General features: G+C 65.4%; 9 protein-coding genes. 8 read left to right on the forward strand and 1 reads right to left on the reverse strand.

The features are described 5' to 3' along the window. Position 1: 1 nt before the first annotated feature. Positions 2 to 946: a dihydrodipicolinate synthase family protein gene (locus ACFWAY_RS43305; protein ID WP_378457750.1), complete on the reverse strand. Its 945-nt coding sequence runs from the start codon at positions 944 to 946 to the stop codon at positions 2 to 4. A 574-nt stretch (positions 947 to 1,520) separates the two neighbouring features. Between ACFWAY_RS43305 and ACFWAY_RS43310 the strand changes: the two genes are divergently transcribed. The 8 genes from ACFWAY_RS43310 (at position 1,521) to ACFWAY_RS43345 (ending at position 12,085) form a co-directional block, all read left to right on the forward strand. Further along, positions 1,521 to 2,999: an aldehyde dehydrogenase family protein gene (locus tag ACFWAY_RS43310; protein WP_378514830.1), complete on the forward strand. Its 1,479-nt coding sequence runs from the start codon at positions 1,521 to 1,523 to the stop codon at positions 2,997 to 2,999. Between the two features lie 155 nt (positions 3,000 to 3,154). Then, positions 3,155 to 4,486, forward strand: coding sequence for a flavin monoamine oxidase family protein (locus ACFWAY_RS43315; RefSeq protein ID WP_378514831.1), 1,332 nt, complete (start codon positions 3,155 to 3,157; stop codon positions 4,484 to 4,486). Positions 4,487 to 4,683: 197 nt separating this feature from the next. Beyond that, positions 4,684 to 6,219 carry an APC family permease gene (locus ACFWAY_RS43320; protein ID WP_378457753.1) on the forward strand — a complete coding sequence of 512 codons (1,536 nt, stop codon included), beginning with the start codon at positions 4,684 to 4,686 and terminating at the stop codon, positions 6,217 to 6,219. Between the two features lie 191 nt (positions 6,220 to 6,410). Next, positions 6,411 to 7,310 carry a LysR family transcriptional regulator gene (locus tag ACFWAY_RS43325; protein WP_378457754.1) on the forward strand — a complete coding sequence of 300 codons (900 nt, stop codon included), beginning with the start codon at positions 6,411 to 6,413 and terminating at the stop codon, positions 7,308 to 7,310. A gap of 609 nt (positions 7,311 to 7,919) precedes the next feature. Then, positions 7,920 to 9,068 (forward strand): PucR family transcriptional regulator, encoded by a 1,149-nt coding sequence (locus tag ACFWAY_RS43330; protein ID WP_378457755.1) that lies wholly within the window; start codon positions 7,920 to 7,922, stop codon positions 9,066 to 9,068. Then, a complete protein-coding gene (locus ACFWAY_RS43335) occupies positions 9,065 to 9,817 on the forward strand; it encodes a VOC family protein (RefSeq protein WP_378457756.1) in 753 nt (250 codons plus the stop codon). The genes ACFWAY_RS43330 and ACFWAY_RS43335 overlap by 4 nt, the downstream gene beginning before the upstream one ends. Positions 9,818 to 9,948: 131 nt before the next feature. Continuing rightward, positions 9,949 to 11,151, forward strand: coding sequence for an aromatic ring-hydroxylating dioxygenase subunit alpha (locus ACFWAY_RS43340; RefSeq protein ID WP_378514832.1), 1,203 nt, complete (start codon positions 9,949 to 9,951; stop codon positions 11,149 to 11,151). After that, complete coding sequence (locus ACFWAY_RS43345; protein ID WP_378457758.1) at positions 11,141 to 12,085, forward strand: PDR/VanB family oxidoreductase; 945 nt, start codon at positions 11,141 to 11,143, stop codon at positions 12,083 to 12,085. Before ACFWAY_RS43340 ends, ACFWAY_RS43345 begins: the two co-directional genes overlap by 11 nt. Positions 12,086 to 12,318 lie beyond the last annotated feature (233 nt).

Below are 12,318 nucleotides of genomic sequence, written 5' to 3' on the forward strand. Positions count from 1 at the left end.
GCTACACGAGCCCGGCGCTGGCGCAGGCGGCCTCGAGCGTGGCGAGCTCAGTGCCGTTGACCTCAACCAAGGGGCGCCGCACAAACGTGGCGTCGCGCGGGATCCGACCCAGGATGCCCAGGGCCGCCTTCATCCGGTTGTGCTGGTCGAAGAAGGGATCGGCGTAGCAGGCAACGGCGAGGGGGTAGATGCGATCCCAGACCTTTCGCGCCCCGTCCAGATCTCCAGCTTGCACCGCCGTAAGGAGTTCGCTCTGCAGGTCGGCGACGATACTTCCGTGACCGCTCAGCACGCCGTCGCTGCCCACCAGCAGAGATGCAAAGAGGGAGCGGCTGAAGGTGCTCAGGACCGAGACGTGCGGGGCGTCGGCCTTGATCGCCCGCCACGTGTCCTCGTACTCGACGATGTCGTAGGACCACTCCTTGATGGCCGCCACGGTCGGGATGGTCTGGCAGAGTTCCAGGGTGGTCTCGAGCGGCAGCGTGAGGGGGTTGCCAACCGGATACTTGAAGAGGATCAGGGGCACGTCGACCGCCTCGGCGACCGCTTCGTAGTGGGAGCGCTGGGATTCCGCGCGCCGCTGCGACCCTCCGGCGAAGACTCCTGAGGGGAAGACCAACAGCGCCTTCGCTCCGGACTCGACGGATCGACGCGCCTCGGCAGCGGCTCGGGCGCTGCCGTCGTCGTAGACGCCGGCCACCACGCCAATGGACTCCGGGACCACCGAGACGGCGTGCTCGATCATGCGCTGCCGTTCCTCGGTGGTCAGGGTCGCGACCTCCGAGGCGTGGGCGGTGGTGGTGATCCACTGCACCCCCGGTACCTCGGCAAGCCACCGGATGTGAGAGGTGAGTGCATCCCAGTGAATCTCTCCGCCCGTCGACATTGGAGTGATGTGGGCTGGAATAAGACCCCGAACTGATGAGACTGCGTCGCTCTGGACCATGATGTCCCCTTTCTGATGCGGTGAGAGAACGGTAGGAACGAATGCGGTTGGCGGACAAGGGACAGTCCTGCAAGTCGATATGCATTCGTGCAGAGATCGCAGGTCAGATAGGTTCCGGGCCAGTGCGTCCGCGCGGGCCGGCGCCGGCCCTGACGTGGGCGACCACGTGCGGTGCGTGGGCGGAGCGCCAGCCGTGCCGAGCGGCCGCGAATATTATGAACGCCAACGTGATCCAGACCGGTGTTGAAACCTCGACCCTTGGCGACCTTGGTGTGATGCCGCACGTCGGGAAGGACGCTTCGATCGGATTCATGGTGCACAGCTGGACCCTCACGCAGTACGCGTCGACCTGGACATGAGTGTGGCCGTGCACAGGCCGTTCGTCTCGAACTGTGCGCTCGCATATGTCGGCGCGTCGGATTAGTGATTAAGTTCATTGTCACTTGATCCAGCCGAGCGGATCACCTTCACCTATCGACGGTCAGCCAATGCTGCTCACTCCGCAACGGACGAGGCGAGATGCGACCGACGATGCTGTGAATGACAGATCCCTCCCCACGATGGAGACGACGACATGACGACTGCCCCACCGCCCACACCCCTCGAGCTGGACACTTCGGTTGCCCTGGTCGACCTGTCAGATCGGGCCTTCAAGCAGTTGATCGACGGGAAACTAGTCGAAGGGGCATCGAGCCAGCCGGTCATCGATCCGGCAACCGGTGAGGCCATCGCGACGGCGCCGGTCGCTGATGAGACGCAGGCCGACCAGGCATACCGGGCGGCGGCACGTGCCTTCAGGGACTGGCAGCACACCACCGTGGAAGAGCGGTCACGGTGCCTGCACCAGCTCGCGCAGCGCATCGAGGAGCGGCGGGCGGAGATCTCGCGGATTATCACCTTGGAAACCGGCAAGCCGGCTGCCTCGGCCGACGGTGACGTCGACTCGGCCCTCGTCTGGATGCGCCACATCGCCGACCTGCGCCTCGACCCCGAGGTGGTGCGTGACGACGAGGAGTCACGGATCGAGATCCACCGCAAACCCATCGGCGTGGTGCTCGGGATAATCCCGTGGAACTTCCCCTTCTTCCAGACCATCTACAAGGTGGCGCCGGCGTTGCTCGCGGGCAACACGATAGTCATCAAACCGGCACCGACCACGCCACTCAACGCGATGTTGATCGGTGAGCTGCTCCAGGACTTGGTGCCGGCCGGAGTGGTCAACGTGGTGGGCGATGGCGGCGATCTGGGCCCCTACCTGACCGCCCACAAGGAGGTCGACAAGATTTCCTTCACCGGTTCCAGCGCGGCGGGCCGCAAGGTGATGGCCAGCAGCGCCGAGACCCTCAAGAGAGTCGTCTTGGAGTTGGGCGGAAACGACGGAGCGGTCGTGCTCGACGACGTGGACGTACCGACGGTCGCCAAGGGGATCTTCCAGTGGGCATTCTGGAACACCGGTCAGGTCTGCATCAACATCAAGCGGATCTTTGTACACGCTTCGCAATACGACGAGTTCTGCGATGAGTTCGCCCGGTTGGCCATCGACGCCAAGGTCGGACACGGGCTCGACCCGGAGACCGAATACGGTCCGGTTCAGAACGCCAAGCAGTTCGAGGCCGCCAAGACGGCGCTCGACCTCGCGGCGCGTGATGGGAAGGTCATCGCCGGTGGCGAAGTGTTCGACGCCCCCGGCTACTTCGTACAGCTCACGGTAGTCCGCGACATCGACCACGCCAGTCCGCTCGTCTCCGAGGAGACCTTCGCTCCCGTCCGCGCCATCTTGAAGTACGACGACCTCGACGAGGTGATCGACCGGGTCAATGGGACCGAATTCGGCCTGGGCAATTCGGTGTGGGGTACCGACGTGGAGCGTGCCACCGCCGTCGCTCAGCGCCTCGAGAGTGGAACCGTCTGGGTGAATACGCATTGCGCTGTCTTGCCCGACGTTCCCTTCGGCGGACGCAAGCAATCGGGTATCGGCGTTGAGTTCGGCATGGAGGGGCTCCTGGAGTTCACCGACACCAGCGTCATTCACATCGTCAAGAAGAGCGACTGAACCTTTCGTGGAAAGAGGAGTGCTTATTCGAGGGCCGCGTGACCGTGTAGACAACTGGACGACGATTGCCCCCACGCCGGGGACGTTGCTTCGTTCCGAAGAGGACCCAATCGGATTGTCACCGAAGAAATTCTTTGTGATTAGTGGATGAGGACATGGGAAATAATCAGTCTTGTGATGTTGTGATCATTGGAGCCGGATTCGCCGGCATTACCGCTTCTCGGGATCTCAGTCGCCGAGGGTACGACGTGGTGGTGCTGGAGGGCCGGGATCGCATTGGAGGCAGAACCTGGTACAAGGACGACGCTCTGCCGGGGCACTCACTGGAGTTGGGGGGCACGTGGGTCCATTGGTTCCAGCCCCATGCATTCGCGGAGATCTCGCGCTACAACCTGGAGCTTGTCGAAACCATCGGAGTGTCCGCGCCTGAGATCGCAGCCACGGTGACCGGAGGCCAGCGGACGAGCGTCCCCTACGAGGAGGCCTCCTCGGCTATCGAGTCGCTCATGGAGATGGTCGTTCAGGACGCTCGGGAGGTTCTCGAGCGGCCCTTTGAGCCTTTTTTCCAACAGGACGCGTTAGCGGTGGTGGACAAGTTGTCGATCCAAGATCGGATCGACGAACTTGACCTGACTCCAGAAGAGAAAGACCTGGCCAACGGCTTGTGGACAGCCATGGGCTCCGCCCCGTGTGGAGACGTTGGTCTGGTCGCCGCGCTGCGTTGGTATGCGCTCAGCGGCTTCGATATCAATGCAGTATTCGATACGGTGGGTCGCTACAAACTCAGAAACGGAACACGCTCTCTGATCCAGGCCATCGCGGACGACTCCTCAGCCGACGTTCGGCTGAGCACTCCGGTTGCCGCGGTGGAACAATCGGATGAAGGTGCGATCGTGACCACCCGACAAGGCGATACCTTGCGGGCCAAATACGTGGTCGTCGCCGCACCATTGAATACTCTCGGTGCCATCGATTTCACTCCCGCCCTATCCCCTGCGAAACAGGCTGGAATCTCTGAGGGCCAGCCCGGCCGTGGTTCGAAAGCGTGGGTGCACGTTCGAGGTGACTTGCCCAAGCCGTTCTTTGCCGTTGCCCCGGAGAACCACTTGATCAACTATGTCGTCACGGACAAGGTTCTCGATGACGGTCAGTTGCTTATCGCATTCGGCCCCGAGGGGGCTGATTTGAACGCTTGCGACGTTGACCAAGTCAGTGCGGAGCTCCACAAGCTGTTTGGGGATCTGGAGGTCGTCGCTACCACGGGACATGACTGGGCAAGTGACGAGTTTTCGCGCGGCACGTGGTGCATGTTCAGACCGGGCCAGACAACGAGGTTGCTCGCGGAGCTACAGAAGCCCGAGGGCAGGCTGTTCTTTGCCGGTTCGGATATCGCCAATGGATGGAACGGGTTCATCGATGGCGCAATCGAATCCGGAATCCGGGCTGATCGAGAGGTTCATGCGCGGATGTCTGGGAGTCCCAGCTGAGCCCTGTCACAGTTTGTACCCCTTCGGCGCGACTCGGATGCACGCGCAGTCAGGGGTGAAGGCCCAGGCATGCAGGGCCGGGACGCTAGCGGCGGCCCGGCGGCCCGGCCCTGCTGCCCATACAGATCACCAGATGGTGCCGATCCAGGCGATCGCGTCCACCTGACAACCGGGGGACAATAAACGAAGGACGAGACATGACCGAAAACAGCATGGACCATCGAAGACTCGCCAAGAAGCTCACCTGGCGCGATGGCATGGCCATGGCGCTGACCCTGCCAGTTGGGTTGTTCGTGACGTTCGGGTACCTTCTCGGGGTCGTCGGCGCGTGGACCGCAATTACGGTCTGGTTCATCGGAGCGGTGATCAGCTTCCTGCAGTGCCAGGTCTTTGCGGAGATGGCAGCAATGTTCCCCCGCGACTCCGGAGGGGTCGCGCGCTATGCCATCGAGGGCTGGAAGAAATACTTCGCTCCCCTCGGAGCCATCGCCGCGTTCGGCTACTGGCTCGGTTGGTCCCTGTCCATCTCCATGGCCTCGGTCGTCTTCGGAGAGTTGATCGAAGCGACCTGGTTCCAGGACAACACTCTCGCCTTCGACATCTTCGGCAACCACCTCGGGCTCGAACACCTCTTCGCCCTCGGCGCCATGCTGTTCGCCTGGGCGTTCAACTACTTCGGCTTGAAGTTCGGTGCCACCGTCAACAAGGTGCTCGGATTGCTGGTTGTCGCAGGTCTAGCCGTAATAACGGTGGCGTGCCTGGTCAGCCCGTCAATTCACTGGTCGGCGGCCAACCTGTCCTGGTCGGTTGCCGGCGACTGGAAAACAGTCGCTGTCGTGTTCTACGTGACCGCGTGGACGATCTACGCGGGCGAGATCGTTGCTTCGTTCGCCCCCGAGTACAAGGACACCGCCCGCGACACATCCAAGGCCATGTCGCGAATTTCGCTGTTCATGATCGTACTGTTCGTCGTCGTCCCGACCGCCCTCGCGGGTGGTCTTGGAGAGGGCGTGGTCCGGGACAACCCGGTGACCTATGTCGCCGTCGCATTCGACCAGGCGTTCGGTGGCGCGGCCTGGATCGGAACGATCGTGATCGCGTCGGCCCTGCTGATCTCTATCATCTCCACGACCGCCGATGGGGGCCGCGCCCTCTTCGGGCTCGCGCAGGAAGGCATGACCATCAAGCAACTCGACTGGGTCAACCGCTGGGGTGTGCCCGGCCGGTCGCTGACCTTGGACGTGCTCCTCAACGCGACCGTCATGGTCTTGGTGGGCCATCCGGTGAGTATCTTGCTGGCAAGCAACCTCGGCTACCTCCTGGCCATCATCTTGGGCCTGTCGGCGTTCCTGCTGCTGCGCAAGGACCGGCCGAACTGGCCGCGGCCGATCAGACGACACCGCGCGTGGATACCCGTCGTCGCAGTTCTGGTGGCGTTCAACATCTTCATCACTGTGATCGGCGTCCTGAATCCCGAACTGCTGGGCTATGGGGGCGCACGAGAATCTCTGGTCGCGGTGGCCGTTTTGCTGTTCTCGGTCGTGCTCTATGCGTATCGGCGCGTGGTCCAGGACAAGCTTCCAATGCTCTGGCGGCTTCCTGCGCCTGCAATGCCTCACGGTGCCGACGCTCTCGCCCTCGAGCACGAGATGCGGCAGATGCATTCCTCGCCTACCAGCTCGACGAACCGTGATGCGATGACGCCGACGGACCTCGAAAAGGAATCTTTGTGAGGTGCCAGGCACGGCTTACGCCAGGCAGGTTCACCGCCGATACCGTGCTGATCACGACGCTGCCCCGGGATCGGACGCGAGCGTGCCCCGGGTGGCCGGTACCAGTCCGGCGTCTGGAGCCATGACCACGGTTCCCGAAGCCGGACTGACCGTCGGGATCGCATCGAAGTGAGATCGGTATGAGGGATCGGATGAGAGTGGACGCGGAAGACGTGAAGTACTTCCACATCGTGGCCGAGGCCAAGTCTGTAGTCCGCGCCAGCCAGGAGCTGGGGGTTGACTACACAACCGTCAGTCGCCGGATCGGTCGGCTGGAGAAAGCGCTCGGCACTCGACTCTTCAGCCGAAGTGGGACCGGGTGGAAATTGACACCCACGGGCGAAGGTCTCCTGCCGGCTGCGCGCATGGTCTCCCTCGGTGTCGATGTGTTCGCGGACGGCGACCCGATCGTGTCCGGCCCGGAGGAATGGACCATCCTGGCCCCGGACGGGTTCGCGGCGACAGTCCTGGCACCGCGCTGCGGTCGCCTGATCGCCGAGAGCGGGGTCATCCTGCGTATCGTGACGGCGGACTCCCTGGCGAGCCGTGACGGCGTGTCCTTCGACGCGGCGGTGGTCCGCACCAAGCCCACGTCTCCCCGCGTCACGATCCAGGAACTCGTCACCTACGAGATCGGGCTCTACGCTACCGAGGAGTACCTGCGCGAACACGCCGAGATCAGGCGGATCGAGGACCTGCAACAGCACGTCCTGTGCTGGTACGCAGAGGACCCTCTCGCAGCGGTGCCCGACTTTGCGGCTCTCAGACCGATGCTGCCCAATATCATCCGATTGCAGTCCAACAATCTCCTGGTACACGAGGAAGCCGCACTGGCCGGGGTGGGGATTGCCGTCATGCCCTCCTACATTGCACGTCGGCGCCCGTCCCTGGTCCGGGTCCTCCCCGAGGAGGTCACGTACTCAGGGCATTACTGGACGGTTCTGCCGGCCGCGCAGCTGCGCTGGGAAATCACTCGGAAGGTCCTGCGGTTTCTGCGCGAGGCAGTCCGCGACGCCGGTCTCGCCCCTCCCTCGGAAGGGGAGCAACGGTGAACGAGTGAGAAGTAGCCGTCGTCGTGCTCGGCGGAGGCAGTGCTCCCCCCTTCTGTTGGCGGACAACACCTCCGGTGCCGTCGGCAAGCTGATTCAGGAGCATCGCACCCGCCGCTTGCGCTGTGCCTCCCTGGTCGGCCTGCAGTCCACCCTCCCCCAGGTCACGGGATGCGCGGGGCGATGCCCGCCACGTCCGTCGCGACAGCAGGTGGCCCGAGAGCCCAGTGGTTGTCGCAGCGCTCGAACACCCTGTGCCACCGTGAGTTCCCGATTGAGCAGGCCTGGCTACGGACAGACGTTCACCACGACCGGCTACGCACGTGAGGAGCTGCCGCTGGTGCAACGGTTCGCCGACGTCTTCGCGCAGCGCCGTACGGGTCGCGCGTGGGCAGCGTGGGCACACACGACTGCGAGCGTCGCGCGCTTGACGAGCGCGTCGTATCGGACGCAGCCAAGGCAGCAGCGGCGATCGCGTCGACGTCGAGGAGCCCACACTTATCCTCACTCTTGCCTCCGCAGGTCGGGGAGGAAATCGTCTGCCGGCTCCGCGCCGGCATCGACTGGCGGCGCACCACATCGCCCGGCCGCACCGTGCGTAGGATGCACGCTATGACGTCGGCCGACCCTGATCTCGCCGACCACCGGGTCCTGGCCGACGCGCTGACCGCTGAGCGGCCACTGTATGCGCTGGTCACCGCGCTGCACGGGCTCTCGGCCGCGCCGGTGGCCGTGATCGACCTACGCGGTGGGGTGTTGGTCAGCGTGCCGGCGCGGGCCGAGTGGTCGGCCGAAGAACTGGTCGCTGCCTCGCCCCCGTCCGGGGACCTGGTGGCCGGATGCATGCTCCGGCCGGTGGAGTTGGAGGGCGAGCCGGTCGCTGTGCTGTGCGCGCGGGGACAGGACATCCCACCGGCGCTGCTCTCGTTCGCCGCGACGCTGGCCGGCATCGAGCTGTCCCGCCGACACGCTGTCTTGAGCGGGCGACGGGAGCTGCTCGGCCAGGTACTCGAGGACGTCATCGCCGGTCAGTCCAGTGAGCAGGAGGCTGCGCGGCGGCTCGGCGAGCACGGCTTGGACGCCGGCAAGGCGCATGAGGTAGTCGTCGGGTCCGTGGCTTGTCCGCCTCGGCGACTCCGTTCCTACCCGTGGAACTTGCACACCCTGCTGAGTCAGCACCAGGACCCGCACCTGCGGGCGATCGTGCACGACCGCGTCGTCCTGGTCGTCCCGGAGGGTGCCGGACTGTTCGTGGCCAAACTGTGCCACGAGCACCTCACCAGCCTGGGGCCGGACGCCCGCGTAGGGGTTAGCAAGGCGCGCGTCGGCGTGCGCGGTCTTCGGCTGGGCTATTTCGAGGCGCGCAACGCCTTGGCCGAGGGCCACGGTGTGCACGTGCACCGGATCCAGGACCTGGCCACGGCCCTCCTGATCGCCAGCATCGAGGCCGGGATGCCGCTACGCGATCTAGCGGCCGAGGCACTGGCTCCACTCCTCGAGTACGACCGGAAGAACGGCACCTCACTCGTGACCACACTCCGCTGTTACCTGGCCGAGGACTGCGCACCGGCAGCCACGGCGACGGCACTGTTCGTGCACCGCAACACCTTACGCAACCGGCTGCGACTGATCGAGGAGCTCACCGGGCGCGACATCGACTCGCCTAGCAGTCGCACACACTTCTGGCTCGCCACGACCGGCTGGGAACTGGGCTCCGCCACCGATCTGTCGTCGCTGCTCGACGGGCGAGGTCCACAGTGACCGGCGGCGCCCGGGTCGCCCTCGACACGGTCCTCTTCGTGGGCGGCGACGCACCGGCCAGCCACGCGTTCTACACCCTCGCCATGAACCACGAAACGGCCGGAGAGGGCTCAGGACAACGAATCTCGTTCGTGCCGGCCGGTGACGTTCCCACACCACCGTCCGGGTGTTGGGTGCCCTGCTTCGGCACCGACGACATGACCGCCACCGGCCGCCGAGCGCTCGACCTCGGCGCCCGGCCGGCCGGCACCGTGCCTGTCGACGGCCGACACCAACCCGTGTACTCCGCGCCCGACGGGGCACTGTTCGGACTGACCGACACCGGCCCGCGACCGCCCAGTCAGCGACTGGGGGACGTGGCCTTCGTCGATTTGTACACGCCACTGGCCGAAGAGGCAGCAACCTACTACGCCGAGGCGCTGTCCTGTCAGGTGATCGACGAGCCCGCACCCGGCCCGGGCAACTACCGCCTGCTGGTGTCCGCGGACCGACCACTGGCCGGCGTGGTCGACATGTTGGACGTCCTGCCCTCTGCCGTTCCGCCGCACTGGATCCCCTTCCTACGAGTCCTCGACCTGGAAGCGGAGGTCGCCCGTCTGAGCGACCTCGGCGCCCGGGTCCGGGTGCCGGCCACCGAATCAGCGATGGGCCCCTTCGCCGTGCTCGCCGATCCATTCGGGGTCACCTTCGGAATACAGACGCCGGCCTCCGACGACCTCCTCACGCAGTACGCCTCAATCTGGACGTAAGTGCGAGCGTGAGTGTGGGCGTGCACAGTAGGCGCTCTTCGAACTGTGCACGGGCATATGTTGAAGGGCTGAATTAGTGATTAAGTTCATTGTCACTTGATCCAGCACTCCCCCACGATGGAGACGACGCCATGACGACCGCCCTCCCGCCCGCACCCCTCACCCCTGCTGCACTGGACTCCGTGCTCCAGGAACAACTCTCAGATGCACGCACGCTTCCGGCGGATGCCTACCTCTCGCCCGAGGTCCTCGATTGGGAGCGTAAGCACCTACTGGAGGCCGCGTGGGTCTGCGTGGGGCGCAGCAGTGATGTCGGCAGGCCCGGTGACCAGCGCGCCGTCCGGGTCGGGACCCAAGGAATCCTGCTGACCCGCGATGCTGCCGGCACACTCCACGCCTTCTACAACGCGTGCCGGCACCGGGGGCACGAGCTGGTGGCGGTGGACTCGTGCACCAACAAGAGGGTGGTGCGCTGCCCCTACCACTCGTGGGTCTACGAACTCGACGGCGAGCTCCGCTCCGCGACGCAGTTCACCGGCACGGAAAACTTCACCAAAGAGGAATGGCCGCTTGTCGGATTGCGCGCAGTCGAGTGGTTCGGCTGGATCTTCGTCAACGCCTCCGACGATGCCCCCGACTTCAGTGAGTGGGTCGGCAATCTGACCGATGTCGTCGCCCCCTGGGATCCCACGGACATGGTCGTCGGCGAGTCTCACAGCTACACGCTCCAGACCAATTGGAAATTGGTGATCGAGAACTACCTCGAGTGCTACCACTGCCCCTCGATCCACCCGGAGCTCTGCCGGGTCAGCCCGCCGGAGACAGCGATGGGCCTGCGGCACACCGGCATGTGGCTGGGCGGACCGTTGGAGTTGCGCGAGAATGTGGAAACCATGAGCCTCGACGGCCGCAGCGGAGGCGAGCGTATCGCCGGGATCAGCGACGAGCAGGCCCGTCGGACGATCTACTTCATGCTCGCGCCCAATCTGCTGCTCACCCTGCAACCGGACTACGTGATGACCCACCGTTTGGTGCCTCTGTCTGCCGGGGAGACGTTCGTGGAGTGCTCCTGGCTGTTTCCCCGCCACGTGGCCGAGCGCACGGGTTTCGACCCCTCGTTCGCCGCGGGGTTCTGGGACATCACCAACCGCCAGGACTTCGCCGCCTGCGAGTCCGTGTACCAGGGCCTGCTGAGCAACGGGTACCGGCCCGGGCCCTTCGACGCGCGCGAGGACGGCGTCCGCGCCTTCCAGGCCCAGCTCGCCTCCGCCTATCTCACCGGGCGCTGGGACATCGCACAAACCATCACTTTCGGCGGCCCTGATGACCAGTGACCCCGAGTTTTCGCTCGAGGTCACCGCCGTCGCCTCTCTGGCAGCGGGTGTGCGGCAGGTGCGCTTGGAGCGCCGCGACCGCACCTCGCTGCCCGGTTGGGAGCCCGGAGCACACATCGACTTGCTGCTGCCGAACGGGTTGGTGCGCCAGTACTCGCTCTGCGGTGTCCCCCGGGACGACGCGGCCTACGAGGTCGCGGTGCTGCGCGCGCCGCAGAGCCGAGGTGGCTCCGAGCACGTGCACACACAACTGCGCGTCGGCGACGTGGTCCCCGTGCGGGGGCCACGGAACAACTTCACCTTCACTGCCCGGCACCGGGCTCTGTTCATCGCCGGCGGAATCGGAATCACGCCGATTCTCGCGATGATCAGACAGGCCGAGCAGGACGGCAGCGAGTGGAATCTCCACTACGGCGGGCGGACCCGCGACTCGATGGCCTTCGCCAGCGAGCTACAGCGCTACGGAGACCGGGTGCAGCTGGTCCCGGAGGACGAGCTCGGCTTTCTGGACCTGCCCGCGCTGCTGGGGACACCTCGGCCCGACACCGAGGTCTATTGCTGCGGCCCCACCGGCCTGCTCGACGCCGTGCAGCGGTTGTGCAAGTCGTGGCCCTCGGGGTCACTGCACCTGGAGAGGTTCTCCGGCGCAATCACCGACGGGCCGACGGACGCGTTCACCGTCGTCGCCGAACGCAGCGGCGTGGTCTGCTCCGTGGCGCCGGGCCAGTCGATCGTTGACGCGCTGGCCGACGTCGGCGTCGTCGTCCCGACGTCCTGCGGAGAGGGCCTGTGCGGCACCTGCGAGACGAAGGTGCTCGACGGGGTGCCCGACCACCGCGACCTTCTCCTCGGCGACGACGAGCGGGAGGCAGGCACTTCGATGCTGATCTGCGTGTCCCGCGCCATCGGCCCACGACTGGTCCTCGACCTGTAGCACCGAGGGCGGGGTGGCCGGCTACCCGGCCATCCCCTCGGGCTGCCACCCACGTGGTGGCGCGCATGCCGATCGGTGTCGCGTACGCAATCCGGGCCAACGCCGGCACGCTGAAGGTGGGTTGCAGTCGAAGCGGTGTTCCTTGGGCAGGCCGGAAGAGCATCTGCCTCGACGTGCAACGACCGGCGGGGGGGGGGGGGCCGGGAGATGGGGGGGCGCCCCCCCGCCCCCCC

It is taken from the genome of Rhodococcus sp. NPDC059968, assembly GCF_042738615.1.
In the GTDB taxonomy this organism is placed as follows: Bacteria; Actinomycetota; Actinomycetes; order Mycobacteriales; family Mycobacteriaceae; genus Rhodococcus_F.